At 45.1% G+C, this 25,190-nt stretch carries 28 protein-coding genes; 21 read left to right on the top strand and 7 right to left on the bottom strand.

Features of this window, described 5'->3' with window-relative positions:
• Nucleotides 1–16: 16 nt before the first annotated feature.
• The 5 genes from ACXACN_RS07920 to ACXACN_RS07900 form a co-directional block, all read right to left on the bottom strand.
• Nucleotides 17–1,378 (bottom strand): aldehyde dehydrogenase, encoded by a 1,362-nt coding sequence (locus ACXACN_RS07920; RefSeq protein ID WP_474963617.1) that lies wholly within the window; start codon nucleotides 1,376–1,378, stop codon nucleotides 17–19.
• A gap of 15 nt (nucleotides 1,379–1,393) precedes the next feature.
• Nucleotides 1,394–2,317, bottom strand: a complete 924-nt coding sequence (gene rnz / locus ACXACN_RS07915; protein WP_474963615.1) for a ribonuclease Z — start codon at nucleotides 2,315–2,317, stop codon at nucleotides 1,394–1,396.
• Between the two features lie 106 nt (nucleotides 2,318–2,423).
• Entirely contained in the window at nucleotides 2,424–3,440 is a 1,017-nt protein-coding gene (namA, locus tag ACXACN_RS07910; protein ID WP_474963613.1) for an NADPH dehydrogenase NamA, read from the bottom strand.
• A complete protein-coding gene (locus ACXACN_RS07905) occupies nucleotides 3,437–4,597 on the bottom strand; it encodes a glycosyltransferase family 2 protein (RefSeq protein ID WP_474963611.1) in 1,161 nt (386 codons plus the stop codon). Before ACXACN_RS07905 ends, namA begins: the two co-directional genes overlap by 4 nt.
• A gap of 1 nt (nucleotide 4,598) precedes the next feature.
• The gene (locus ACXACN_RS07900; protein ID WP_474963609.1) at nucleotides 4,599–5,345 is read right to left on the bottom strand and encodes a glycerophosphodiester phosphodiesterase; all 747 of its coding nucleotides are present in this window, start codon (nucleotides 5,343–5,345) and stop codon (nucleotides 4,599–4,601) included.
• An 82-nt stretch (nucleotides 5,346–5,427) separates the two neighbouring features.
• Between ACXACN_RS07900 and ACXACN_RS07895 the strand changes: the two genes are divergently transcribed.
• Both ACXACN_RS07895 and ACXACN_RS07890 read left to right on the top strand, forming a co-directional pair.
• Nucleotides 5,428–7,056, top strand: coding sequence for a M20/M25/M40 family metallo-hydrolase (locus ACXACN_RS07895; RefSeq protein WP_474963607.1), 1,629 nt, complete (start codon nucleotides 5,428–5,430; stop codon nucleotides 7,054–7,056).
• Nucleotides 7,057–7,095: 39 nt separating this feature from the next.
• Nucleotides 7,096–7,587 carry an RNase adapter RapZ gene (locus ACXACN_RS07890; RefSeq protein WP_474963606.1) on the top strand — a complete coding sequence of 164 codons (492 nt, stop codon included), beginning with the start codon at nucleotides 7,096–7,098 and terminating at the stop codon, nucleotides 7,585–7,587.
• 53 nt (nucleotides 7,588–7,640) lie between these two features.
• Here the strand turns inward: ACXACN_RS07890 and ACXACN_RS07885 are convergent, their stop codons facing one another.
• The gene (locus ACXACN_RS07885; RefSeq protein ID WP_474963604.1) at nucleotides 7,641–9,164 is read right to left on the bottom strand and encodes an AbgT family transporter; all 1,524 of its coding nucleotides are present in this window, start codon (nucleotides 9,162–9,164) and stop codon (nucleotides 7,641–7,643) included.
• A 222-nt stretch (nucleotides 9,165–9,386) separates the two neighbouring features.
• Between ACXACN_RS07885 and ACXACN_RS07880 the strand changes: the two genes are divergently transcribed.
• From ACXACN_RS07880 to ACXACN_RS07830, 11 genes are all read left to right on the top strand, one after another.
• Nucleotides 9,387–10,352, top strand: a complete 966-nt coding sequence (locus ACXACN_RS07880) for an MBL fold metallo-hydrolase (protein ID WP_474963603.1) — start codon at nucleotides 9,387–9,389, stop codon at nucleotides 10,350–10,352.
• Between the two features lie 4 nt (nucleotides 10,353–10,356).
• Nucleotides 10,357–11,151, top strand: a complete 795-nt coding sequence (locus ACXACN_RS07875) for an SDR family NAD(P)-dependent oxidoreductase (protein WP_474963601.1) — start codon at nucleotides 10,357–10,359, stop codon at nucleotides 11,149–11,151.
• A gap of 229 nt (nucleotides 11,152–11,380) precedes the next feature.
• The gene (locus ACXACN_RS07870; protein ID WP_474963599.1) at nucleotides 11,381–12,655 is read left to right on the top strand and encodes a Y-family DNA polymerase; all 1,275 of its coding nucleotides are present in this window, start codon (nucleotides 11,381–11,383) and stop codon (nucleotides 12,653–12,655) included.
• A gap of 62 nt (nucleotides 12,656–12,717) precedes the next feature.
• Nucleotides 12,718–13,050: an iron-sulfur cluster biosynthesis family protein gene (locus tag ACXACN_RS07865; protein ID WP_474963598.1), complete on the top strand. Its 333-nt coding sequence runs from the start codon at nucleotides 12,718–12,720 to the stop codon at nucleotides 13,048–13,050.
• A complete protein-coding gene (locus tag ACXACN_RS07860; RefSeq protein WP_474963597.1) occupies nucleotides 13,047–13,271 on the top strand; it encodes a YqkE family protein in 225 nt (74 codons plus the stop codon). Before ACXACN_RS07865 ends, ACXACN_RS07860 begins: the two co-directional genes overlap by 4 nt.
• Nucleotides 13,272–13,619: 348 nt before the next feature.
• Nucleotides 13,620–13,922, top strand: a complete 303-nt coding sequence (locus tag ACXACN_RS07855; RefSeq protein ID WP_474963595.1) for a TIGR04104 family putative zinc finger protein — start codon at nucleotides 13,620–13,622, stop codon at nucleotides 13,920–13,922.
• A gap of 46 nt (nucleotides 13,923–13,968) precedes the next feature.
• On the top strand, nucleotides 13,969–14,424 hold the full coding sequence (locus ACXACN_RS07850) for a hypothetical protein (protein ID WP_474963593.1): 456 nt from the start codon (nucleotides 13,969–13,971) through the stop codon (nucleotides 14,422–14,424).
• A gap of 52 nt (nucleotides 14,425–14,476) precedes the next feature.
• On the top strand, nucleotides 14,477–15,238 hold the full coding sequence (locus ACXACN_RS07845) for a class I SAM-dependent methyltransferase (protein ID WP_474963591.1): 762 nt from the start codon (nucleotides 14,477–14,479) through the stop codon (nucleotides 15,236–15,238).
• Nucleotides 15,239–15,247: 9 nt separating this feature from the next.
• On the top strand, nucleotides 15,248–15,457 hold the full coding sequence (locus ACXACN_RS07840) for a DUF3951 domain-containing protein (RefSeq protein ID WP_474963589.1): 210 nt from the start codon (nucleotides 15,248–15,250) through the stop codon (nucleotides 15,455–15,457).
• Nucleotides 15,458–15,847: 390 nt separating this feature from the next.
• A complete protein-coding gene (locus ACXACN_RS07835; RefSeq protein WP_474963587.1) occupies nucleotides 15,848–16,249 on the top strand; it encodes a VOC family protein in 402 nt (133 codons plus the stop codon).
• A gap of 71 nt (nucleotides 16,250–16,320) precedes the next feature.
• Nucleotides 16,321–16,647, top strand: a complete 327-nt coding sequence (locus ACXACN_RS07830) for a YnfA family protein (RefSeq protein ID WP_474963585.1) — start codon at nucleotides 16,321–16,323, stop codon at nucleotides 16,645–16,647.
• Between the two features lie 220 nt (nucleotides 16,648–16,867).
• Here the strand turns inward: ACXACN_RS07830 and ACXACN_RS07825 are convergent, their stop codons facing one another.
• Nucleotides 16,868–18,004, bottom strand: coding sequence for a DUF2515 family protein (locus ACXACN_RS07825; RefSeq protein ID WP_474963584.1), 1,137 nt, complete (start codon nucleotides 18,002–18,004; stop codon nucleotides 16,868–16,870).
• Between the two features lie 374 nt (nucleotides 18,005–18,378).
• Between ACXACN_RS07825 and ACXACN_RS07820 the strand changes: the two genes are divergently transcribed.
• From ACXACN_RS07820 to ACXACN_RS07785, 8 genes are all read left to right on the top strand, one after another.
• Nucleotides 18,379–18,855, top strand: coding sequence for a GNAT family N-acetyltransferase (locus ACXACN_RS07820; RefSeq protein ID WP_474963583.1), 477 nt, complete (start codon nucleotides 18,379–18,381; stop codon nucleotides 18,853–18,855).
• Between the two features lie 11 nt (nucleotides 18,856–18,866).
• Nucleotides 18,867–19,502 (top strand): putative glycolipid-binding domain-containing protein, encoded by a 636-nt coding sequence (locus tag ACXACN_RS07815; RefSeq protein ID WP_474963581.1) that lies wholly within the window; start codon nucleotides 18,867–18,869, stop codon nucleotides 19,500–19,502.
• Between the two features lie 196 nt (nucleotides 19,503–19,698).
• Complete coding sequence (locus ACXACN_RS07810; protein WP_474963580.1) at nucleotides 19,699–20,163, top strand: ferritin-like domain-containing protein; 465 nt, start codon at nucleotides 19,699–19,701, stop codon at nucleotides 20,161–20,163.
• 363 nt (nucleotides 20,164–20,526) lie between these two features.
• Complete coding sequence (gene bioB, locus ACXACN_RS07805) at nucleotides 20,527–21,516, top strand: biotin synthase BioB (protein WP_474963578.1); 990 nt, start codon at nucleotides 20,527–20,529, stop codon at nucleotides 21,514–21,516.
• A gap of 151 nt (nucleotides 21,517–21,667) precedes the next feature.
• A complete protein-coding gene (locus tag ACXACN_RS07800) occupies nucleotides 21,668–23,242 on the top strand; it encodes a long-chain-fatty-acid--CoA ligase (protein WP_474963577.1) in 1,575 nt (524 codons plus the stop codon).
• Between the two features lie 165 nt (nucleotides 23,243–23,407).
• The gene (locus ACXACN_RS07795) at nucleotides 23,408–23,791 is read left to right on the top strand and encodes a hypothetical protein (RefSeq protein ID WP_474963576.1); all 384 of its coding nucleotides are present in this window, start codon (nucleotides 23,408–23,410) and stop codon (nucleotides 23,789–23,791) included.
• A 222-nt stretch (nucleotides 23,792–24,013) separates the two neighbouring features.
• On the top strand, nucleotides 24,014–24,307 hold the full coding sequence (locus tag ACXACN_RS07790) for a hypothetical protein (RefSeq protein WP_474963574.1): 294 nt from the start codon (nucleotides 24,014–24,016) through the stop codon (nucleotides 24,305–24,307).
• 117 nt (nucleotides 24,308–24,424) lie between these two features.
• Entirely contained in the window at nucleotides 24,425–25,180 is a 756-nt protein-coding gene (locus ACXACN_RS07785; RefSeq protein ID WP_474963573.1) for a polysaccharide deacetylase family protein, read from the top strand.
• Nucleotides 25,181–25,190 lie beyond the last annotated feature (10 nt).

The raw sequence follows: 25,190 nt of genomic DNA, 5'->3' as shown, positions 1-25,190 counted from the left end.
CTAGGCTCGCTTTTCTCTATCCGAAGAATTTTTTCACGACAGCCAAACCAATTTGTGATCCGGGGTAGCGGAAGTTTTGATCAAATCGTGTCGTTTGTTTAGTTATGCTTTTTTCATGAGTGAAGGTATCGAAACTTCGTTTGCCATGGTAGCTCCCCATGCCGCTTTCGCCAACGCCTCCAAATGGAAGGTGCGGGTTAATGATATGGTAGAGGGTGTCATTGATGCATCCGCCGCCAAAGGAAATCGAGTTGAGAATACGCTGCTGTTCCATTTCGTTTTCGCCGAAATAGTAGAGCGCGAGTGGTTTGGGGCGGCTATTCACCTTGTCAATCGCCTCATCCAGGTCATCAAAGGTTAGAACAGGAAGCACGGGTCCGAAGATTTCGTCTTTCATAATTTCATCTTCCCATACCACTTGGTCGAGAATAGTGGGGGTGATTTTGTGAGTGGATTCATCTACAGAGCCACCGACAACGACTGTCCCACAGTCTAGATAAGAGGACACTCGTTCAAAATGGGATTGATTGACGATTTTAGTATAATCACTGTTTTCCAATGGGTCTTCTCCATAAAACTGTTGGATGTACTGTTTCATTGCACGGATCAAGTCAGCCTTCACTTCATGATGGACATAGAGGTAATCAGGTGCGATACATGTTTGTCCGGCATTGGTGAATTTACCCCAGACGATTCGTTTGGCGGCAAGGTCGATGTTCGCATCTTTGTGAACAATTGTCGGACTCTTTCCTCCAAGTTCCAGTGTCACAGGGATGAGCTGCTTACTCGCTTTCTCCATGATGATTTTTCCTACAGGAACGCTTCCTGTAAAGAAAATATAATCAAGCGGTTGCTCAAGCAGCTCCTGAGTCACCTCTTTATCACCTTCAATCACAGCTATATAGTGAGGAGGGAAGTATTGCTCAATCATCTTCTTCATCACCCATGAAACGGTCGGGGTAAGCTCAGAGGGTTTGATGATGACTGTGTTCCCTGCTGCAATCGCCCCGATGACCGGCGCGAGAGCGAGTTGGATCGGATAGTTCCACGGAGCGATGACCAGTACGGTTCCATAGGGTTCTTTCCGTATGAAGTTTTTTGAACCTGTATGGGTGAGAGGTGTTTTCACTTTCGTCGGCTGCATCCAGGACTTCAAATGTTTGACGTTGTAGTCGATCTCACTTTTCAAAAAAGCAATTTCAGATACATAAGCTTCGTACTCCGATTTGTTCATATCGAATTTCAAAGCATTGAGAATCGGCTTTTCAAAGGTCGTGAGCATCTTCTTCAGTTTCAAGAGCTGCTCTTTACGGAAGGCATAACTCTTCGTATGTCCTTCTTTGAACCATGACTTTTGTTGCTTCACTGTTGTATGCATCCCGTTCCTCCTTTGTTATTTCCGTTTAATGGGGTGTTGATAAAAATCATGTGCGATACGTGTATTAGGGAAAATGCTCCTCGCTTCTTCCAGGAGCTCTTCGACAGCGTTTCCCTGATACCGTGAAGAAATATGATTGAGAATCAGTTCTCCGACATCTGCTTCTATTGCAAGGGTTGCCGCTTGTTTAACAGTGGAATGAAAATAATCATGGGCCATTTTATCTTCGTCGCCTGCAAACGTCGCTTCATGGACGAGCACATCCATGTCCTTCAAATGTTCCTTCAAGTGTGGAAGGTAGCGTGTGTCGCCCATAATTGCAACTTTACGACCCTTTTTCGGTGGGCCGATCACATCTTCGCGAAGGATGATCGTGCCATCTTCAAGCATTGTTCGTGGTTGATTCTTGATTTTTTGATAGATGGGGCCGGGTTTGACCCCGAGTTCCCTCAGCTTTTCTGGCTGTAGTTCGCCAAGCTTGTCTTTTTCTTTGAGAATATATCCGTAGCTTTCCAGCCCATGTTCAAGTTTAACGGCTTCCACGACGAACTGCTCGTCTTCAAAAAGCTCTCCTTCTTCCACTTCTTCAATGTAAAGCGGATAGCGGAGATGGGTTCCGCTTAACTCCAGGCTGATATCGATGTAATCTTTTAAACCGCGCGGTCCGTAAACGGTTACAGGAGTTTCACCGCCCTGGAATGAACGGCTGCTCAACAATCCCGGCAGTCCGTAAATGTGATCTCCGTGGAGATGGGTGATGAAAATCGCTTCAATTCGCCTCGGGCGTATGTTTGTATTCAATATTTGTTGCTGCGTGCCTTCTCCACAGTCAAAGACCCATGTTGTTCCGCGTTCTTCAAGAAGGCGGAGGACAAGGGAGGAGACATTTCTCTCTTTTGATGGGACACCAGATCCCGTACCTAAAAAAAATAGTTCCATTGCCAACACACTCCTACACCTAACATCATACCACCCGAAGAGGGAGAACACACTTCAAAAGCCATAAAAAAACTGCCGGATGCTCTTTCCGGCAGCTCGAAAGTGTTTACCAAGCACGGGTGTACTGTCTTGGACCTTCTAATGGGTAGCCGAGTTCATCGGCTGCTTCTTTAGGCCAGTACGGGTTCCTTAACAGGGCTCGTGCAAGGAAGATCAGATCGGCTCGTTCATTCTGCAAAATTTCCTCAGCCTGGTTGCCGCTCGTAATCAGTCCGACAGCTCCTGTATCAATCCCAGCTCCTTGTTTGATTTGTTCCGCATATGTGACCTGGTATCCTGGATAAGGATCGATGGCAGCGGGCACGACACCTCCTGAACTGACGTCGATCAAATCGACACCCTGGGACTTCATTTCACGGGCAAAGTAAATGAAATCTTCCATCTGGTTCCCGTTTTCGTTATATTCTTCTCCTGAGATTCTGACAAAGAGGGGTCCATCCCATTCTTGTTTGACAGCCTCGATGGTTTCGCGCAAGAAGCGGTAGCGGTTTTCGCGGGTACCTCCATATGCATCCTCTCGCTTGTTTGTAAGAGGGGAGAGGAATTGGTTGATCAGATATCCATGAGCCCCATGAAGTTCAACCATATCGAAGCCTGCTTTTTTAGAGCGGGCAGCCGCTTCACGGAAAGCTTCTACCGTACGGTGGATGTCTTCGATTGTCATCTCTGTTGGGACTTTCGTAGAGGCGCTAAAAGGTTCAGCACTCGGGGCAAAAATTTCATCCCTTAAATTGGCTTTACGCCCTGCATGAGCCAATTGGATACCAGCTTTAGCACCATGACGGTGAATGCCTTCATTGATTTTTTGCAGTCCTTCGATATGTTCATCGTTCCAAATGCCAAGATCTTCGTGGGAGATACGGCCTTCGGGCAAAACGGCGGTCGCTTCTGTAATGATTAGACCCACTTGTCCAGCCGCACGACTTTCGTAATGGGTAAGGTGAAAAGGTTGGGCATGGCCGTCTTGATTGTCGGATGAATACATACACATCGGCGACATGACGATGCGGTTTTTCAGTGTGAGATTTTTTACTGTATAAGGTTCAAATAATTTGTGTTTCAACGATGATCCTCCTCAGAGTTACGGAAAAATTGCTTTAATTCTTTGATTGAATAACGGTTCCCGCGCCATTCGATTCCCCCACGGATCCATGTCAGGACCAGCGCTCTACCAAGCATGAATATGAACAGGAGAGCGAAAAACGGCAGACCGAAGATCATCCACCAAGAATAGTTTGTGAAAGAATGGGTGGTTAAACCATATAAACAAAATAACAAAAGGATGTTGATTGCGCTAATGATTTGAACGGCAGGATCACCGGAAAAGACGAAAAGGAACGGAAGGACCTGTGAAACAAGGACACCAAAAAGGGCAAATAAGGATAAAAACACGGAGTAATTCAGTCCGGCGAAGGCATTTTTTTCGAATCCACGAAGAGCAGAATGGAAGTCGGGATACCATTCGACAGAGAGAAGATGTTTCGCCGTTACGAGTTTTTGTTTGAATCCCGAAGCTTTGATTTTCTGCCCGAGTGCAAGATCGTCATCCGGTCGAAAGCGTACGGATCCATGGGTTCCGACCTTTTGATAGCATGCTGTTGTAAGCATTTGGAATGCCCCGATGCCCATTCCCCCTTTAGGTTCTTTCTGATTCGCCGTCCACGGTCGCTTCAGATAACCGAATCCAAATAAAAAGTAAGAAATCAAGCCGCGTAACGCTAAAGAATCCGCTTTTAAATCGGGGGATGCTGTCAGGTGATCAAGGTTTTCACTTTCCATTAGGGTCATGGCCCGAGCAAGGGTGCTTTCTTCAAAACGAATGTCAGCATCCGTGAAAAGTAAATAAGCGCCAGAAGCAAGCTCGGCGCCTTTTTGCAGGGCATGGTTCTTTCCCAGCCATCCTTTAGGGAGGTGATCGATATGAACCGCGTGAACGGTAGTGTATTGATCAGCGGCTTCATCGATGATTTTACCTGTTCGATCGCAGGAGCGATCGTTCACAACTATAATTTCAAGCTGAACATCCTTTTGGTTGATCAGTGTGTGCAGGGTTTCGCGTATGGATTCTTCTTCGTCTTTGGCCGCGATAATGACAGAAATCGGGTGATCCGTTGGAGCAGGGGGAGTCTCCTCAAGTTTTGGGATCTTTTTCATCCCGAATCGGAAGTCAAAGAGCAGGAGGATCCATAAGAGTGTGAGTCCTGAAAACAGCCAAAACATGTTATCGATTTCTCCGTTTCCGATAAAGATCAAGGTATTCGAGCGCCTGGTGGGGAACGTCTGTGAAAATTCCGTTTACGCCCAGGCTGTAGCATTTTTTCATCATGGATGGACGGTTTACCGTGTAAATCCGGAGTTCGAGGTTTTCTTTGTGACACCGTTTCACGAGTTTCTTATCCAGTAGGCGGTGTTTGACATGCAAAGAGTCGCACTCGAGTGACTTTGCATACTGAGGGAGGTTCCGCATTCTCGTCGATGTTAAGAATGCCGTCTGAATCGATGGGTTGATCTCTTTCATCCTTGTGAGGGAATCGGCGTTGAAACTGGAAATAACCGTCCGCTCCAGCACGTGGTATCGTTTTAGAGATTCATAGACAATCCGTTCGATGTTTTTATAGGCGATGACGTTTGTTTTCAGTTCGACATTTAAAAACATGGGCTGGTCTCTAAACCAGCGAAGAAACTCGTCCAGTGTTACAATATAAGTGTCAGAAAATTTAGTAGAAAACCAGCTACCTGCATCAAGCAGGCGCAGTTGAGCATATGTATAGTCTTGTACGAACCCTGTTCCGTTGGTGGTACGGCGTAGATTTTCATCATGGATGAGGACGGGGATTTGGTCTTTGGTAAGCTGCACATCGGTTTCAATTCCGTCAGCTCCGGCTGCACGCGCCAGTTCAAAGGCGGGCATCGTATTTTCCGGCGCAAGCTTACTCGCTCCTCTATGAGCGTAAATAAGGGTTTTCATCGTGACTTTCACCTCTTCCAAGTAGCTTATGAGTTTGATTGTGTTTGATAATCTAAGAAAAGTCAATAAGGAGTGTGACCCCATGACCGTTTGGCAGACGAAAGAGCAGTTGACGGATCTATTATGTTCGCTTGTAGAGTATCCGAGTATAACGAACAGCAATGAAGAAATCGCGATCATCGAATACTTATATTATATTTTGGAAGATCGCGATTATTATAAAAAACGGCCGGGTCACCTCAACTTGCATCCACTGGACGATGGACGTCAATTACTGACAGCCTTAGTGAAAAAAGGCGAGGCTAAAGAGACGCTCGTACTGATTTCTCATGTCGACGTCGTAGGAATCGAAGACTATGGCTCTTATCAAAACCTGGCCTTTTACCCTCGTGAGCTCACACAAGAGCTACATAAGAATATCGAGGATCTGCCTAAAGAAGCGGCCCGTGACCTGGAGTCAGGAAATTGGCTCTTTGGGCGCGGAACGATGGATATGAAAGCGGGGCTGACCGTCCATCTTTCTCTTTTGGAAAAAGCCATGGCCGGTGAGTTTGATGGTAATCTGCTTCTCGTCGCTGTCCCTGATGAAGAAGTGAACTCGGAAGGAATGCTTGCTGCTCTTCCAGCCCTTGCTGAGATCCGTGATCGAGAAGATCTTGTATATAAAGCAGCGCTCAATGGCGAACCGATGTTCAGCAAATATCCTGGTGATCCTGCTTATTATTTGTACACTGGTTCCATCGGGAAGACGCTACCAGGCTTTTTATGTTACGGCAAAGAAACGCACGCAGGAGAGCCTTTCGGAGGTTTGAATGCCAACTTGATGGTCAGCTACTTAGCTCAGGAAATGGAGCTGAATGAAGCCTTTATTGAAAAAGTCGGTGGAGAACGGACCCCACCACCGATCAGTCTGATGCAGCGGGACTTGAAATTCGAATATTCCGTGCAAACACCTCAGGCAGCGGTCGCGATGTACAATGTCCTTTATATGAAGCAGACGATCAAAGAATTGAATGAAAAACTCCTACAGGCAGCGCAACGGGCAAAAGCGAAGATCATCAACCATTATCACCACCAGGCATCTTTTTACTTGGAAGGAACCCAAACGTCCGCTTTTCACCCGGATATCACCATCTTGACTTATGATCAATTGTACAAAGAAGCGGTCGAGCGCTATGGAAAAATGGAAGTCGAGCGCAGACAGAACCGGTTGGTCAATTTGAGAGATCAGGGGGACCGTGATTTTTCAACGACCCTCGTCCAAAGTCTTGCTTCCATATGTAAAGAGATCAGTCCGATGATCGTGCTTTTTTACAGCCCGCCATTTTATCCGGCCGTATCCTCTCATAATGATCCATACATCCAACAAGGAGTCAGGACGGCGATCGAATATGCCAAGGAAACGTTTGAAGAGGAACTGGAAGTGGTGGAATACTTCACGGGGTTGAGTGATTTGAGTTTTATCGGACCGACATCATCCACGTCTTCTCTCTCGGATTTGACGAAACAGATGCCCATTCATGGCAATGGTTTTGAATGGCCTACGGAAGTGATGGAATCGATTACAATGCCGATCATCAATATCGGACCACTGGGAAGGGATCCGCACCAATGGACAGAACGCCTGGAGCTTTCCTACAGCTTTGAAAAACTGCCACAGATTTTGACCCGGGTCATTCATGAGTTCTTCAAGCAGGAGAGAGTGTCATAGGTTTTCTGGTGATATCTTTGAAAAAAGGTCGGTGGTAGAATGGCTGTTATTTTTGTAACAGGATTATCTGGTGTCGGAAAAAGCCGTGTGCTTCAAAGGTTAGACGATGAAGGCTACTATGTGGTTGATACGGACCATCATGGGTTCACAAGCAAAATCGTTACGGGTGACGGGGAAGAGGTAGTCTGGAATGAAGAAAAAATCTCCCGACTCATTGAACAGAACGAGCATCCTCATTTGATTTTATCAGGATGTTATTCAAATCAAGGACGATTCTATCCATCTTTCGATTGCGTCGTACTCTTGCATGCTGCCCTGGAGGTTATGCTCGATCGTATTGAAAAAAGAGAAACAAACCCCTATGGAAAGCATCCTGAGGAGCGGAAAGCCATCATAGAAAACACTAAGCACGTACTGCCAAGGCTAAAAGCGGGTGCGGATGTAGTCATTGACACTTCAAACATGGGGATTGATGAAGTGGCCCACCGTTTAAAGAGCTTATTGGTTATAGCACAACAAGTCAGGATTTAAGCATAAAAAGAGCGTCCGGAATTCAATTCCGGACGCTTTTTTTTCAGGATCGATTAGCCGTTGTATTCGAACCCTGCTCCAGGACCGATTGGCGCACCAGTCAGCATCCAAATTAACAGCATCAATGTCCAAATGGCAAAGAATGCAATGGAGTAAGGGAGCATGGTAGAAATCAGTGTACCAATTCCGACCTTTTTATCATACTTCTGTGCAAACGCAATGACGATGGCGAAGTATGGCATCAATGGTGAAATGATGTTCGTCGTAGAGTCGGCAATCCGGTAAGCGAGTGTTGTAAGCTCCGGAGAATAACCGAGCTGCATCATCAACGGAACGAATACAGGAGCCATAATCGCCCATTTCGCTGACGAGCTTCCGATGAACAGGTTGATGAAGCCTGCCACGAACATGAAGGCAATAATAAGACCAATGCCTGTGAAACCGATGGAATCAAGGAAATCGGCACCGCTCACAGCAATGACTTTTCCGAGATTGGTATGGTTAAAGTAAGCAACGAACTGACCAGCCGTGAAGGCAAGGACAATGTAAATTCCCATGCTTGCCATCGTTTCGGACATTTGATTGGCTACGTCTTTATCATTCTTGATTTCGTTCGTAATTTTCCCGTAAACATAACCAGGCACGAAGAACATGATCAGAATGACAGGCACTAAGCTATGGAAAAATGGAGACGCTAAGAAATCATCAGGGTTACGCAACGGTCCCCAGGATGGTAAGACAAGCAGGGATAGCAACCCAATGGTCACGATAAACGCGATCAGAGCACCAATCATACCCTTTTTCTCAAGCTTAGAAAGATAGTTGACTTCCTCTTTCACGCCACCTTTGTAGTCTCCAAGGCGCGGTTCCACGATCTTGTCTGTCACAAGTGTACCGACGACCGTTAAAACGAAAACAGATACAATCATGAAGTAGTAGTTCATCGTATAAAGGATCGTATCGGCATATGCAGGATCAATGGTCGCTGCTGCTTGAATGGTCAAATCTCCAAGCAATGGATCGAGCGATGTGAGCAGCAGGTTGGCACTGAAACCAGCGGAGACACCCGCGAAGGCTGCAGCAAGACCTGCGAGGGGATGACGGCCAAGACCTGCGAATAGGACCGCTCCGAGTGGTGTCAAAACAACGTAACCCGCATCGGCAGCCATACTGGACATGATACCGCCGAATACAAGAGCAGCTGTCATCAATGAACGGGGTACGGATGTAACGAGTCCACGAAGCATCGCACTGATCAGCCCTGAGCGCTCAGCAATTCCGATACCAAGCATCGTTACAAGGACCGTACCGAGCGGCGCGAAGCCTACGAAGTTATCCACCATGCTTTCAAACATGTATTGAATGCCGTCACTGGAGAGCAAGTTGACGACTTGTAACGTTTCGCCGGTCGCTGGGTCTTCAACTTCCACGTTCATCGTGGAGAAGATCCAGGAAGCGACGACAACCATGAGTGCAAATATTGCGAACAATGTGACAGGGTGAGGCAATTTGTTCCCGACACGCTCAATCCAGTCGAGAATACGCATTGTTAACCCTTTCTTTTCCTGTTGTTCCATGATCTTCCTCCTTATTTCCCTTTACATTTCTTTAAATTTTACAATGACGCGTTAAAGTATAATGAAATGTATTTTTTATTTGAAGTCTTTTGGAAAAAGTCCCACTAGAAAAAGAATTATGAATAATGTGACGTCCGTAATTTTTGTCATAGTAGAGGAAAATAGATGAAAGTCATGCTACAATATAGAAAAGTGAATGATCATTCAGTATGGAGGGAGTGTATGAAGACATTGAAGGATACCATCACACAATTCACGTTGCCAACCCCCTATGCGGTTGGGGATGTTCATGTCTACTTAGTAAAAGGAGACCGAATGTCCCTGATTGATGCCGGTGTGAAGACGGAGGAGTGTTGGGAAGCTCTATTCGGACAATTAAAGGAAGTCGGATATCAGCCGGAAGATATCGAACAGGTAATATTAACCCACCATCATCCGGATCATATGGGGCTTGTTGAACGCTTTCCGAACGTGGATACCATCGCCGGCCACCCGAAATTAAAGCCCTGGCTTGAGCGGGAAGAGGAATACTTTACGCATTATGAAGAATTTTTCAAAGGGATGTACAAGGAATCCGGCGTTCCTGAGCGTTTCCTTCCATTGTTAAAAGGGTTGAGAAAGACATTGAAATGGACGTCGGAAGGAAAGCTCACTCATGAATTGACGGAAGGTGACCGGCTACCGGGGCATGAAGAATGGGTGACGATCGAAACACCCGGCCATGCGCAAAGTCATTTGTCATTTTTTAGAGAAGGAGATGGAGCTTTGCTAGGTGGAGATCACCTGCTCTCCCACATCTCTTCAAATCCTCTCCTTGAACCACCCCATAACAAAGGGGAGGCGCGTCCGAGACCTATGCTTGACTATCGCCATTCTTTAGAAAAGTTGTTGCACCGGCAGATCGGGACCGTCTACCCAGGGCATGGGAAAATTTTCGATGATGCGGCCACACTGATTCCCGAACGGTTGAGAAAACAGGAGCACCGAGCGGAAAAGGTATGGCAGATGTTTAGCGAGGGGCCATTACGTGCATATGACGTATGCAAGCGTCTCTTTCCGAAACACATCGAGAATCAATTCGGTTTGACGATGTCTGAAACAATTGGGCAGCTGGACTACTTAGAAAGCGTTGAAAAGCTGAAGGTCTCTTACGTAGACGGAGAGAAATTTTATCAAGCAAATAGGTGATTGAATGAGCGAACGAGTAAAAGGAAAGAAAGTACTTATCACAGGAGCCTCTAGCGGGATTGGTGAATTTCTCGCGATTCATGTCGCTCGGGAAGGCGGGACACCGATTCTTGTTGCGCGTACTTCACACAAACTGGAAATCATCGCAGAAAAAATAGAAGAAGCCTTTGGCATTAAAAGTCCATGGTATCCCGCGGATCTATCGAATGATGCCGAATGGAAAGATACGATTGACCGGATATGCTATGAACACGGCTCGATCGACGGGCTGATCAACAATGCCGGGATTGCTGTGTTTGATTCAGTGGCTGAATCGAATTGGCAAGATATTGAACGCATGTTGTCTGTTAACGTGAAGTCGCTGTTTCGCGCTACCCATCAGTTGCTTCCACATTTGGTACAGCATGGAGAAGGACATATCATCAACATAGCCTCCCAAGCAGGCAAAATCGCCACACCGAAATCAGCCGTTTATGCTGCGACTAAACACGCGGTCATAGGGTTCACGAATGCCCTAAGGATGGAAGTGGAGCCTTTAGGCATCTATGTCACTTCCGTCAATCTCGGGCCTGTCAGAACGAACTTCTTCCAACAGGCGGATCCAAGCGGGAAGTATGAGAAGTCGGTCGATAAGATCATGCTTGATCCGAACCGCGTAGCAAGAACCGTTGTCCAACATCTATTCACAAAACAGAGAGAGATCAATATGCCGTCCTGGATGGATTCCGGGAGCAAAGTCTACTCCCTCGCACCGGTCGCAATGGAAAAACTGATGCAAAGACAATTCAACAAGAAATAAAAATAATGAAACACGACCAAAAAATGCTCTTCCCCACACGGGAAGAGCATTTTTTGGTTAGTGGTGTGCGGGAGTTGGTGGAAAAATATGTAAGACCTGGTGCGCCAATATTTGTATGACCAGGTCAGGCAGAAGGTCAGACAGGAAATGGTAGCAGGAATTGGTACTTGCAAATGCGAACATATATTCGCATAATGAGGATATACTAGGTAAAGGAGGTGGAGACGACATGGGCAATCCGAACATCGATTATGGAAAGTATACGGACAGAGGGATTCTGTGTGTCGACATGAAGAGTTTCTACGCGAGCTGTGCGGCGATCGATCGCGGACTCGATCCGCTCACGGTCCCGCTTGCTGTTGTAGCGGATACGAACCGAAAAGGCAGTGTCGTATTGGCTGCGACTCCGGCGATGAAAAAGAAATACGGCATCCGCACAGGAAGCCGCCTGTTCGAAATACCTTCCGCACCGGAAATCGTCATCGTCTCCGCGCAAATGAGGAAGTACTTAGAAGTGTCCACGCAAGTGACGAACCTTTTCCATAAATTTGTCCCGAAAGAAAAAATCCATACGTACAGTGTTGACGAAAGCTTTTTAGAAGTAGGGGACAACAAGGGGAAGTTCGGTGTCCCGGAGGAAACGGCTCAGATGATTGTCGATGAATTAAAAGAAACGTTCCATCTGGATGCTGCTATTGGCATCGGTCCGAACATGCTGCTTTCCAAACTTTGTCTCGATCTTGAAGCAAAAAAGAAAGGCATCGCGCGTTGGACGTATGATGATTTTCGCGAGAAGCTGTGGCCGGTCGCTCCCCTGTCTGAAATGTGGGGAATCGGACCACGGCTGGAGCACCGGCTGAATCGCATGGGCATCTGGTCAGTCGGGCAACTGGCAAAATTCCCGCTTGAGCGTCTTGAAAAAACTTTCGGTGTGATGGGGAATCAGCTGTATTACCACGCGAATGGTGTCGATCTGTCTGACCCGGGCGCACCGATCATTCATGGCCAGGTAAGCTATGGAAAAAGTCAAATTCTCCTTCGAGATTATCAAGATCCTGAAGAGGTAAAGTATGTCATCCTTGAAATGTGTGAAGAAGTTGCCCGTCGTGCCCGCAGAAAAGGCCATGCAGGAAGAACGATTTCCCTCGGGATCGGCTACAGCAAAAGTGAAGGTGCCGGCGGCTTTCACCGCTCCGTATCTATTGAACATCCGACGAGCATTACGATGGACATTTACCATGCCTGCCTCACCTTGTTCCACCGATTCTACAACGGCGGTGTCGTCCGCCGCATCTCCATCACCCTTGGGAACATTACGGAAGATGCCAACGTCCAACTCGACTTGTTTGACGATGGCCGCGATAAAAAGAGGGACCTTGGCTATGTGATGGATGAAATCCGCGAACGCTACGGGCAGGATATGCTTCTTCGTGCGGTTTCCTGGACCGATGCAGGAACCGCCCGTCACAGAAGCCGCCTCGTCGGTGGACACTATGCAGAATAAAGCAGAACCGTTGCCTCTGAAGCGCGGTTTTTTTACAATAGAAGAAACAGGAGGGATGAACGATGAAATTACGCATCACCGAAGAAGCAAAGCAACAGCTGGAACAAATTCAGGATCCCGAGCGTCCGCTTATTCGCCTTTTTTATGATACGGAAGGGTGTGGATGCGGTGTGAATGGACTGCCAACCATTCGTCTGGAAAAAGAAGAACGCTCTACAGATCTTAACGTAGAAAATGAGGATTATTCCGTCATTATCGACAATCAGCAAGCCACCTTTTTCAAGAAGGATATGAAGCTTGACTTTATAAAAGGCACGTTCCGCCTTTCAAGCCCGGACGGTATTCTGAACCCGATCATCCCAATCAAAGATGTGAAAGAAGGAGCGACCGTATGAGTAAGAAAAAACCTCAACCTGGTTCACTCGGAGATCAGCTGAATGCCGATGTTCTTTCTAAGCTCACCTCTAAAAAGACGGAGCTGAAGAAGCAGGCTGTCGAGCAGGAAGAAAAGGAAAAGCAGCGCCGCATCGAAGAGCGCAAGCGAGCAGAAGCAAACAAAAGTTTTGAGGAACTGCTGAATGAAAGCGACCTTGATTGGAAGTCCTTCAAAAAATAAGCACTCCATAGCGGAGTGCTTATTTTTTGTGGGAATGTTGAGTAGAGTCGCAATAGTGCTTTGTTCGGTCGTTATTCGTTTCGAATCGGGTGTTATTCCTTGGGTTAGGGCGCGATCAGTGATTTTTTTCGAAAAATTGAAACATTCGGACCATGTGGATCGTAAAGAAAGACAGGTGGGAACAAAATGACAGATTTGTCCTGTATTCTTTATAGGGACCATACGGGTGACGATCGTCTCCATCGGTTGTGTTCATGCGATCATGGGTGAAGTTTTGTTCCACAGATGAAGCAGAGCGGATTCGATGATTAGAAAAAGAAGTGCAAGTAGTAAAGGAGAGTGAGAGGAGTGAAGTGTAAGGCATGCGGGCGTAGCTGGACGTTTGGAAGAGCGCTGCGATCTTCCATGAAAGTCACTGGGAAGAAACCATGTCCCTATTGCGGAGCGGAAAACTATTCTACAAAAAGCTCCCAACACCGTTCAGGGGTATTGGCAGTTTCTGCCTTTTTAGTGTTTATGTTTTTAATGGAAACGTTCCAAATGGGAGTCACGTCCGCTTTGTTTTTTGCTGCTCTCCTTTTAGTGATTGTTGTATTCGTCCAACCGCTGGTGATCCGCTTAACTGATGAGGAAGTTTTCCATAAGGAGTGAAATTCTTTGGTCAGTCTTGCAGTAAGAGGTTTAAGAGGGTGATGTCTTGAATTATAAATATAGCAACACAGAAGTATGGAGAAAAAAAGCGCGGGGTTCCTTGTTCAATATCTTCACAGGTTTATTACCGGCAGCGCTTTCTCTCTATTTGTACGGCCGCATCGATCAGGGGATTGTATTCTTATCGGGTGTGGTTTTATTTTTAGGACTTTGGCAAATGATTCATTATTACAGGATGCCTGAGCGTAATTATGTGAGATTAGAGAAGGATGTCCTGGATATACGGATTGGTATGGCAGATCCGAACACCCGTCTGGAAGATGAAAAAATCAAGCGTATTCAACAGATGGATGATGTCATTTCCATACAATCAAACAAAGGTGAGGAAGAGAACATTTACTTAGAATATTTATCTGATGAAGATGCAGATTCTATCTTAGAAGAGCTGAAAAAACGGTATGGAAATCGAATGCACCGAAGTCATTCATCGATTTCAATTTGATCGATCCTTTACAAAAATCCGCATGAATTTATTAACGAGAGGATGAAAAAAGATGAGTCAAACGACAGAGCATAATAGTAAAGCATGGGACAAAAAAGTAGAAGATGGGGTGCGTTATACTCAAAGTGTCAGAAACGAAACCATTGAAAAAGCTCGTAACGGAGAGTGGTCGATTGGGGTAACAGCCGATCGGCAGGTGCCGAGAAACTGGTTTCCTGAATCAATAAAAGGGATGAAGATCCTTTGCCTTGCATCTGGAGGCGGACAGCAGGGGCCTGTTCTCGCTGCTGCAGGTGCTGACGTCACCGTTTTTGATTTATCGGAAAAACAGCTTCAACAAGACGAAAGGGTTGCTGAACAAGCAGGACTTGAATTGAAAACGGTTAAAGGTGACATGACGGATTTATCAGCATTCGAAGATGGAACCTTCGACCTCATTGTTCATCCGGTCGCGAACGTATTCATCGAGAATGTACGGCCGGTTTGGAAGGAAGCGGCACGTGTTTTAAAAGAGAAAGGAACGCTCATTTCAGGTTTTATGAACCCCGTCCTCTACTTGTTTGATGCAGATAAAGAGGACGAAGGCAAGTTGGAAGTGGCTCATACGATTCCTTATTCCGCACTTGAAGAGGAAGAAGTGGTTGAAGGTGAAACGCTTGAGTTCGGTCACACACTGGAAGACCAGCTTCAAGGCCAGACAGATGCAGGGTTTGTCATTGCGGGCATCTATGAAGATGACTTCGGTGGTGGAAGAACTATAGATCATCACATTAAAACGATGCTTGCCACAAGAGCCGTTAAATTAAAGATATAAGGGGCGGTTATGATTTCAACCATTATTTCGGTGATGTTTTTCTTGCTAGTCGTCTCAGTGGTCGTGCTCACGGCCTTCCGTATGTTCGTAAAGAAACAATATCCGGACAATTTTTATACGCCGTTTGATTATGTGAGCGGCCAAACAGAGACTCCTTTTCATGAAGAAAAAAGGGAAGAGAAAGAAGAAAAAGACAGAACAGGGCAGCGTTACAAATAAACGCATGCCCTTTTTTGATTTATTAAAGTGTATGGCAGGGTTCTGATTCATAGTGCTAGCACTTAATGCATGCATAGGAGGAAAGAGTGTCTTTCACTACCTCTGTGCTAAAGAAACAATGCGCTCTATTCGATGCTTTCGTATTCAGAATAACAGCTATAGAATTTAACATCCTCCATTTCGTAGGTAAAGCAACTTATCCTTGATGTAGTTTCAAGACGCTCACATGGTAAAGGGAAGGAGCGAACTGTTTCCCGGAGCCCCTAAACTCACCCAAACATATCGAAACGGATACTTCTACAATCGGTAGCTTTTACAACAAAAGAAAACGGTCTCCTAAGAAGGAGATTCCAATGTTAAATGGAATACATATCGTCAGGAGGGTGTTCTATGAATCATGCATTCGTACGAGTAGGCACGATTTACTTACCTGTGAATGAAGTGGGTGATAGCGCTATTTGGTATAAAGATAAGCTAGGAGCAGCCATCCATTATCAGGATGAGCAGAAGGCCATCATTGGTTTAGCGAATATCAGTATATTCTTAGTGCGATCATCACCTGAGCAAACTTCAAACTTTGTGGATGAAAGTGGGAGCGAACGATTTTCTATCACATTTGAAGTAGACGGAAAAGAAGCTTTGAAAGAATTACAGATGGACTTAAAAGATAAAGGCGTCGAAGTGGGTGAAGTGGAAGACCGCGGACACCCTGGCTTGAATTTTGTGTTTAAAGATATCAACGGAAATCGGTTGGATGTTTGGAGTGAATTGAATCCGGATTATAAACACTAAGGACGTTTTGATGTGAAAAAAGGGTTTAATCCTGTAAGTTTAATGTAGTGTGTTCTATAGGAGTGACCGCAATGATTCAAGCATTTGTATTATTTCTATTTGCAGGAGTGGCTGAAATTGGAGGCGGCTATTTGATCTGGCTCGCGATCCGTGAAGGAAAGCCGCTCTCATGGGGGATTGCGGGAGGGTTCGCTCTCGCGTTGTATGGTGTAATCGCCAGTTTTCAAAGTTTCCCATCCTTTGGACGAGTGTATGCTGCTTATGGAGGTGTCTTCATCATCTTGTCCGTTTTGTGGGGATGGGGCGTGGACCGCAAGACGCCTGATGTATATGACTGGGTAGGTGCAGGGATCTGTCTGATCGGTGTATGTGTTATGTTATTTGCGCCAAGACAATAGAAACAGAAGGCATGGTTCGATTGCATACGTTCCCTGCCTGATTGTCATTAGCGCAAACCATGCTTCCGAACTATTACGTAAGAATTAGTGATTGTTGGAACCCATCCACCGTTCAAGCTTTTGCTGATTCCGGGCATTCCGTCCATCTAGCGAACCCGGACCTCATCTTCCGTAAGGTTCTCCAACTGATCAGACCAACCTCTAAAAACGAGTTACATAATTAAGGGCGGTCTACGGATCGTCCTTCCGTTATATGTGAAAATGTATTCTTAGTTTGGGAGGCGAATTCGATTTCTTCCAGTGTCCGGCAATACACAGATTCAATTTCTCCGCTGAATTCTTTGACATTCTTTTTCATAAGATCCAGAACGTTTATATTCGTGAACCAGTCTCCTGGTTCAGCGCCTGAATGAACCCAATCTTCCCACGTATGCTCAAGCTGGGGACTGTAAATTTTGGGCCCTTGTTGTTTTCTTTGACACGGACTCTTAGTCATTTCATGGACGTGGCCCGGGGGCGTCTCATTGACATCATTGAATAGTTGAGGCCAATAATCTTTGCGGGAACCTGTGTGTTTATGATTGGAGCTCCATTGTATGATTTGATCCAGGCGAGACCGCACGCCATAAAGAAGCTCGTAAAGAGATCTTCCAAGAAAAATACGCTCATTCACAGCGGAAAAATGGTGGACGGTTCCTCCGGCAAGTTTTATTTTTTGTTGTAATGGGGTTACATAAGGGAACAGGATATGATTCATGGACAGCACATCTTGAAGCTTAAACATGACTTTGTCCATGACAGTCGCCATATAAATGTGATTTCTTACTACGCGATTTTCGATATAATGCTGTTCGTTGATAATCAATGCTTTGGTCAGTTCTTCACTGTTTCCTACTTTCCAAAATCGCTCCCAAAAGGGCCGCATGAACTTGGAAACGTTCATCGCATCTAACATATGAAAGAGAGGACGTCCATGCTTAAGACTGGCATCATATAATAAAAGTTGAGGGTAAGCGTCTTGAAAAATGAGCCAATTTCCCCGTTCTAAAAATACGAAAAAGTCGGTCCCTTCTTTCCCGGTCAACAACTTCGGCAAATATTCACCCTTCAGGTCGGTCATGTTCCATCCTGCGTTTCTGGATACGAGATGGGCCAGCAGTGCCCAGTGAATATCAGGATGTTTCTCAAAGAAATGAAGATAGGCCATTGTACGGGTGATGTTGTTTCGATTCTTCTCCTGCGTGACCTTCCTTATTTCCTCCACCAGCGTTTCTTCTTCGGTCGTTAAAGTTTCCGGCGAGGATTTCAAAGCGGCTTTCAAATCCTTTTTCAGCATCCGCCATTTAGATGAAAACAAAACCTTCCCACCTCCTACTATGACTATATTTCCGTAACGGATCCATCATGATTAACTTAGTATTTGTCTGCCATTATTCTCTATGTAAAATGAGGAAGGAATTTCGAATCAGATAGCGAATTTTAAGAGAAAGAAGAGGGAGATGGAAGTCCCCTTTGGAGAATAAGATAACGATGGACGAATCAATGATACGAATCGAAGCACGATCAGAATGAAACCTCTTCACCAGCATTCGCGTGATCACAGAGAACACAGAAGTTTATTTTTCCTAAATGAGAGGAGGAGTGGTGGCACCTTTCAATGAGAACTGTTCGCGTTCATGGTCCATCCCGCCATGCTTCTGCGCTGCTTGGAGGAGAAATGGAGGGAATAAGATGGTACAGTTCCGAACGATCCATTTGAAAAAAGATCGACAAACCATCCTTGATTTCCGTAAAGATTCATTTATGGTGAGTTTCGGAAACACTTCAGGCTTAGATGCAACGGCATACTTATTCTATGTCCTTGAAAAAATAGGGCAATACCCTGATGGTTTTGTCATGGCAGAAGTGGATGGGCGAGTCATTGGTCAGCTCGAGTTATCTGTGAAAAAGTATGAAGGTCGGAGAATAGGATATATCCACTTGTTTTACCTCATCCCTTCCGAGCGTGGAAAAGGCATGGGGAAAGCACTCCACGACTATGCGATGGATTTCTTTAAAAAACGAAACCTGGAGGAATATCATTTGCGCGTTGCTCCTGAAAATCATCGAGCGCGTCGATTCTATGAAAAGGCAGGTATGAAGGCAATCGGTCCTGAACTTGATGGAAAAGTCATTCGGATGAAAGGGTCTGTCACAAAATCCATTTAGGAGGGAATTATATGGAACAACGTGTGATATGGGATCATTTGGAGTCAGCTGGGGCAGAACATGTAACCTTAAAAAAGTTAACCACCCATATGGATGTGCGTGGTACAGTATTGCTTGTGGATCGGGGAGTGCCCCATCATTTAACTTATGATATGAAGCTCGGCCTTGATTGGAAGACAAAAAAAGTGAAGATTTATCAAGAGCAGGAGACAGAGCCTTTTGTCGTCCAGGCGGAAAATCAGGACAAGTGGTGGATCAATGGAAAATACGATGAGAATCTCGATGGGGCTACAAATGTCGACTTGACGATTACTCCTTTTTCAAACACACTGCCGATCAATCGTGTGACCTGGCATATAGGAGAACGACGGACGTTCAAAATGGTGTATATTGATGTCTTGAAGAAGGAAGTCATTCCACTTCTTCAAGTGTACACGTATCTAGGCGATACTGACGGCCATAGGATTTTCCAATACCGCTGCAGAGATTACGAGACCGCTCTTGTCATTGATAAAGAAGGATGGGTGGTCGAATATCCAGGAGCCTTTTACAGGAGAGCTCTATTGACAACAGGAGACCAGTGGATAGAAAAGCAACCACAGCCTCTTCTAGCCAATGCTCCATCCTCATCCGAAAAGTTTTATTAAGGGGATGGACTCCTTACTAATCTAGAGTTGGAAAAGCGTGATGAAGAGAATGCCTTCATCACGCTTTTTTAATGGAAAGGTCCACGCTTATTTTTTGGTGTAATGGTAAAGAAGGCGCAAGAAATCCGACTTACGACACAAAACCGCCCAATTTTTCATACGATAGGTAAATGACCGTAAAAGGAGGTTGGATCTCATGTATCGGAATCAGTATGGATATACATTCAACCCTTATGGATATGATGGTTACTTCCGCATCCAAAATGACCAATCCCTTGTAAAAGATGTGGAAAAAGCAATCAACGGTGAGTACAGTGCGATTGCTTGCTACAACAAGTTGGCCGATTTAGCTCCGACCCAGCAGGCTAGGCAGCAAATTTATGAAATTCGTCAAGATGAAATCCGTCATTATGAGGCTTTTACAAACATCTATAAACAACTGACAGGAAAACAACCTTCTCCAAAAATCACGGAACCTTGCCCTGATCAATACAAGGATGGAATAGAAGCTGCCTTTGTAGATGAGCAGAAGACCACCGACTTCTATTATAAAATCGAGCGGAAAGCTCAGGATCTTTCCATCCAGGAAACGTTTCGTCAAGCGGCTGCTGACGAACAAAACCATGCCGTTTGGTTTCTTTATTTTCTTTCATTATCTTAGGAGGATTCTTAAGGTGAGGCAGTTGAATTATGAAGTGAGTGCTTTCCAGTTGATGTAGGAGGTCTGTCTTGAACCTTCGACCAGACACTCAAGTATAAAAAAGAGCAACGGAATGTAAAAGACTTGCCGCTGCTCTTTTTTTGCCCATCGTCTCCACAAAAGCGAATCTACCTTTCATGTAGAAGTGAAGGAAAAGGATTCCTGTACCCTGGCTATGAAGGATACTTTCAACCATAGAGAACTTAGGTGAGAGATTCGTTCAAAGGAAGAAGGTGATTTTTTTGAAAGGTTATGGTATTCTGATTCTAAATGTTAACCGTCATTTTAAATGGTTAACTAATAGCATCAGAAAGGGGAATCTGTATGTGGGGTCGTCTAGCGGAAAAGTCGTTGAATGGGGAAGGAATCACAGATCAGGAAGCTTTCGAAGTTTTGAATTGTCCTGAAGATGAACTTCTAAACTTATTACATCATGCCTTCCAAGTAAGGAAAGAGCACTATGGCAACAAAGTGAAATTGAATATGATCGTCAATACGAAGTCCGGATTTTGTCCGGAAAACTGTGGGTATTGTTCACAGTCGAGAGATTCCAGTGCGCCCATCCAAAAATACAGGATGATGGATAAGGATACGATCGTGAAAGGTGCCGAGAAGGCCTTTAAAATGGGATCCGGGACGTACTGTATCGTCGCAAGTGGTCGTGGTCCGTCGAAGCGGGAGCTTGATATCGTCACATCAGCAGTTAAAGAAATCAAGCAAGCGTATGATATGAGGGTTTGTGCGTGTCTTGGTTTACTGAAAGCGGAACAGGCGGAACAATTGAAAGAAGCAGGGGTAGATCGTTACAACCATAATATTAATACGTCGGAGAGTCATCATGATGAAATAACGACGAGTCATACATACCAGGACCGTGTGGGGACGGTTAATCATGCCAAAGAGGCTGGCATTTCTCCTTGTTCAGGCGTCATCGTAGGGATGAAAGAGACGAAGCAGGACGTCATTGATATGGCACGTGCTTTGAAATTGCTTGATGCAGACTCCATTCCCGTAAATTTCTTACATGCGATTGATGGAACGGCTTTAGAGGGGACGGATGAACTGACGCCATCCTATTGTTTGAAAGTGCTTTGCTTGTTTCGTTTCATCAATCCAACGAAAGAAATACGTGTGTCAGGTGGCCGTGAGGTGAATTTAAGAAGCCTTCAGCCTTTCAGTCTCTATCCCGCGAATTCTATATTCATCGGAGATTACTTAACAACGGATGGGCAGGAGAGTACGGAAGATCATCGGATGATCGAGGACCTGGGATTTGAAATCGACGTCGTAAATGCAGATAAGGTGATGATGTGAGAAAACTGCTGACCCGCAGTTTTCTTTTTTTTTAAGATCATTCACCTGTTCGTGTACACAATATCCATTCATCTGTTGATATAGAACAGCATTGCAATTAGAATAATATGTAAGCGCTTAATCATTTCAATGAAAAGGGAGAGGGTAGCCGATGCATGTTCCATTGATTTTGACAGAGTTTTTGGATAGAGCGGTACAGTTGTATGGAGAAAAACCGGCGATCATAGATGATAAGTGGACACTGACTTATCGGGAATTGAACGCAAGGGTCAACCAGCTGTCGAGAGGACTTGAATCTTTGGGTGTTAAAAAAGGGGACAAGGTAGCTTATCTTGCTCCCAATTCTACAGAAATGCTTGAGGGGTTCTATGGTGTCTTTCAACTGGGGGCGGTCATGACGCCGTTGAATACAAGACTGAAACCGGCGGATTACCAATTCATTTTAGAGCACAGTGAAAGTAAAGTCCTTCTCGTGGACCATACCCTTCTCCCGCTCGTACAGGAAGTTGTGCACGATGTTCCTTCCTTGGAAAAAATCATTGTCCATGGAGATCCTTCCGATGAGGGGTATGAGGCATGGTTATCGACATTTTCAATGGATCGGTTTGAACGGGAGCTTTTAGAGGAAACGGACATCGCTTCTTTACTTTATACGAGTGGAACGACAGGCAATCCCAAGGGGGTACTGCTGAGTCATCGGTCCAATTACCTCCACGCCTTATCATCTATGCATCACTTGAAGGTGTCAGATCAGGATACTCTCCTCCATGTTCTGCCCATGTTCCATGTGAACGGATGGGGATCTCCTTTTTATTACACGGCAAATGGTGCGACACAAGTGATGCTTCGGAAAACAGATCCACAATTGATTGTAGAGCGAGTAGAGAAACATAACGTATCCGTGCTACATATGGCGCCGACTGTATTGAACATGGTCATCGGAGCGTATGAAGAGAAGAGGCCATCCATTGACCAAGATGTAAGGGTGGTCATTGCTGGTTCAGCCCCTCCGCCGGCGTTCGTCCGGAAAGTGGAAGAAGATTTGAAATGGAAGTTCGTTCAGGTCTACGGCATGACAGAAATTTCGCCATTGATTACGACATCGGAACTTAGGTCTATGGATGTGGTACGACCAGCGGAAGAACGTTATCGTTTAAAAGCAAAAGCTGGCTATAGCATGATTGGGAGTCAGGTGAAGGTTGTAGATGAGTTGGGAGAAGAAGTTCCCAACGATGGAACTTCCATCGGGGAAATCGTAACGAAATCGAACAATGTCATGGAAGGGTATTATAAAAATGTAGAAGCGACCAATGAAGCCATTAGAGATGGGTGGCTTCATACAGGGGATATGGCCGTAGTGGATGATGATGGGAATATCGAAATCGTCGACCGTAAAAAAGATGTCATTATTAGCGGTGGAGAAAACATATCATCCATCGAAATAGAGGCGGCCTTATATGAACATCCGTCGATTCTTGAAGCGGCTGTCGTTGCCGTTCCGGATGACACGTGGGGAGAGGTACCCCATGCCGTAGTGGTAGTGAAAGAAGGAGAAACCCTCTCAGAAGAAGAAGTGATCCTGTTTTGCCGGGAGAAGCTGGCTCATTTCAAAGCGCCAAAAAGCGTTTCATTTATCGAAGAGCTACCGAAGACAGCTTCTGGAAAGATACAGAAAGTCGTCATACGGAAAAAGTTTTGGAAAGACCAAAGCCGGATGATTAATTGAATGTTTATAAACCAGAGCCTAAAGCACATGTGCTTTAGGCTTTTTTTCTGGAAAACTGTCTCGTTCTCTGCTTAAATATTCATTGGATAGAGAAAGCAAACGTGTTGACATATATACCTACAAGGGTATAAAATGTTTTTAGTTCAAGATAAAAGGAGGAACATCATGTCATTCGTGATCATCGTAACGATATTCTTGGGAACAGTGCTTTTTATTCTTCACCGATATTTCCCTGTCGCTCACGTGAAAAAGATGAATATGTCTGAGATCGCCGCAACAAATGATGGCATGGTCGTTCCTGTGGATACGAGGGATTATCAAACGTCATCCCAAGAAAAAGTCGAGCATGCTGTTTGCTTGCCGCTTGCTTATTTAGAAAGACATCATAAGGATATACCGAATCATCCAGTAGTCTTGATTAGTTCAGATGTCGTGGAGAAGAATTTGGCGGCGCGTCTGCTTAGAAGAAAAGGACATCAAGTCGTTGGGTATACCATTCCGGCAAGGGACCAGAAGTGCAGAGCTTTGCCTTGCATGTTAGAAAAATAGGAGAGGAATTCATGAAAATCTTCTCCGTGGAATCAATCGGATGACTATGTAAAGGAAGTATGTAGTAAAGTCTTAGAAAAATAAACCACCGATATAAAGCAATAACCGCAGGGCTTGTATGCCGCCCTTTTAGGAAAAAGATAAGTCGAATCTGGTCTTTTTTTATTTTCCTGAAACCTGTCCAGCATCCTGTACGTACTTCTAGTAAACAGGAGGGATACGATGATATGGGTGTATTTATTGACAGGAGCTGCGGGTATCGGCTTGTTCATTCTCTTTAATTGGCTGATGGGTTACCGTAAAGGGCATATACAAATTGATTTTGATGAACGATATATGGACCATCAGGAGTATGTTCAAGCGATTAAGAAAGAGTTGGTGGAAAGAGGACATAAAGTGGACTATAAAGGCGACCATGTATTCATCGTGGACGGGAAAACCTATCTCTTTTATGAGAGGAATGTTCCTATGGGAGGGGTTCCTTTACAGCGAACGATCTTAAAACCTCAAAAATAATGAGCCAGTTCCTGCAGAGGACTGGTTTTTTTGCGCGCAATTTTCCGTATTTTAGCTGGGATAAGAGAGGAAATGGAACCACAAACTATATGAAAAAGGAAAGGGGTGCCATGGGATTTGAAGAAAATGCTCCTCTATTTTTCACTTCTAATCATTGTTTTTCACGCGAATATTGTAAGCGTTTACTCCGCGAACCACCCTAGAGATTATTACGAGGAACAAGGGACGGCGATTTGGGATGTGCCGATCTCATCAAAGTATATTGCCCTGACCTTTGATGACGGTCCAAGTTCAGAATACACACCAGAAATTTTGGAGATTTTAGAGGAACATAACGCGAAAGCCACCTTTTTTGTTGTAGGATCAAGAGCCCAGGAGAATCCTTCGATTATCAAGTCGATGGTGAAAAGTGGTCATGAGATTGCCAACCACAGTTTTCATCACCCTGATTTTACAGGGATTACGAAAGAGGAATTGATCCATGAAATGGACAACACATCAGAAGTTCTTGAAAGTTTGACGGGAGCGCCGCCCCGATTGTTTCGGCCACCCGGAGGGGTATACAACGACATTATAGTCAATACAGCCAATGAGGAAGGGTACATGGTGGTCATGTGGTCCTGGCACCAGGATACAAGAGACTGGAAAAGTCCAGGAGTCGGAAAGATCGTTCGAACCGTTTTAGACAACACGAGAAATGGGGATATTGTTCTCTTTCACGATTTTGGAGGAGATCGTTCACAAACGATTGAGGCATTAAAACAGATTCTCCCGAAGTTGAAGGAGGAAGGGTATCAATTGATTACCGTCTCAGAATTGCTTCAGAAACATGCGAAATATAACCTCCTGCATGGAGTCAATGGCGTAGAATAATGGTACAATC

This window comes from Halobacillus sp. AWM4_238, assembly GCF_056158265.1.
This window is presented reverse-complemented; position numbering and strand designations above follow the sequence as displayed.

Excerpts from the sequence above, each read along its gene's own strand:
- ACXACN_RS07810 (WP_474963580.1), top strand. The coding sequence starts at position 19,699 with ATGTATCGGAATCAGTATGGATATACATTCAACCCTTATGGATATGAT.
- bioB (WP_474963578.1), top strand. The coding sequence starts at position 20,527 with ATGTGGGGTCGTCTAGCGGAAAAGTCGTTGAATGGGGAAGGAATCACA.
- ACXACN_RS07885 (WP_474963604.1), bottom strand. The coding sequence starts at position 9,164 with ATGGAACAACAGGAAAAGAAAGGGTTAACAATGCGTATTCTCGACTGG.
- ACXACN_RS07875 (WP_474963601.1), top strand. The coding sequence starts at position 10,357 with ATGAGCGAACGAGTAAAAGGAAAGAAAGTACTTATCACAGGAGCCTCT.
- ACXACN_RS07835 (WP_474963587.1), top strand. The coding sequence starts at position 15,848 with ATGAATCATGCATTCGTACGAGTAGGCACGATTTACTTACCTGTGAAT.
- ACXACN_RS07920 (WP_474963617.1), bottom strand. The coding sequence starts at position 1,378 with ATGCATACAACAGTGAAGCAACAAAAGTCATGGTTCAAAGAAGGACAT.
- ACXACN_RS07820 (WP_474963583.1), top strand. The coding sequence starts at position 18,379 with ATGGTACAGTTCCGAACGATCCATTTGAAAAAAGATCGACAAACCATC.
- ACXACN_RS07865 (WP_474963598.1), top strand. The coding sequence starts at position 12,718 with ATGAAATTACGCATCACCGAAGAAGCAAAGCAACAGCTGGAACAAATT.
- ACXACN_RS07790 (WP_474963574.1), top strand. The coding sequence starts at position 24,014 with ATGATATGGGTGTATTTATTGACAGGAGCTGCGGGTATCGGCTTGTTC.
- ACXACN_RS07830 (WP_474963585.1), top strand. The coding sequence starts at position 16,321 with ATGATTCAAGCATTTGTATTATTTCTATTTGCAGGAGTGGCTGAAATT.
- ACXACN_RS07845 (WP_474963591.1), top strand. The coding sequence starts at position 14,477 with ATGAGTCAAACGACAGAGCATAATAGTAAAGCATGGGACAAAAAAGTA.
- ACXACN_RS07860 (WP_474963597.1), top strand. The coding sequence starts at position 13,047 with ATGAGTAAGAAAAAACCTCAACCTGGTTCACTCGGAGATCAGCTGAAT.
- ACXACN_RS07800 (WP_474963577.1), top strand. The coding sequence starts at position 21,668 with ATGCATGTTCCATTGATTTTGACAGAGTTTTTGGATAGAGCGGTACAG.
- ACXACN_RS07795 (WP_474963576.1), top strand. The coding sequence starts at position 23,408 with ATGTCATTCGTGATCATCGTAACGATATTCTTGGGAACAGTGCTTTTT.
- ACXACN_RS07900 (WP_474963609.1), bottom strand. The coding sequence starts at position 5,345 with ATGAAAACCCTTATTTACGCTCATAGAGGAGCGAGTAAGCTTGCGCCG.
- ACXACN_RS07905 (WP_474963611.1), bottom strand. The coding sequence starts at position 4,597 with ATGTTTTGGCTGTTTTCAGGACTCACACTCTTATGGATCCTCCTGCTC.
- rnz (WP_474963615.1), bottom strand. The coding sequence starts at position 2,317 with ATGGAACTATTTTTTTTAGGTACGGGATCTGGTGTCCCATCAAAAGAG.
- ACXACN_RS07840 (WP_474963589.1), top strand. The coding sequence starts at position 15,248 with ATGATTTCAACCATTATTTCGGTGATGTTTTTCTTGCTAGTCGTCTCA.
- ACXACN_RS07895 (WP_474963607.1), top strand. The coding sequence starts at position 5,428 with ATGACCGTTTGGCAGACGAAAGAGCAGTTGACGGATCTATTATGTTCG.
- ACXACN_RS07880 (WP_474963603.1), top strand. The coding sequence starts at position 9,387 with ATGAAGACATTGAAGGATACCATCACACAATTCACGTTGCCAACCCCC.
- ACXACN_RS07815 (WP_474963581.1), top strand. The coding sequence starts at position 18,867 with ATGGAACAACGTGTGATATGGGATCATTTGGAGTCAGCTGGGGCAGAA.
- ACXACN_RS07890 (WP_474963606.1), top strand. The coding sequence starts at position 7,096 with ATGGCTGTTATTTTTGTAACAGGATTATCTGGTGTCGGAAAAAGCCGT.
- ACXACN_RS07870 (WP_474963599.1), top strand. The coding sequence starts at position 11,381 with ATGGGCAATCCGAACATCGATTATGGAAAGTATACGGACAGAGGGATT.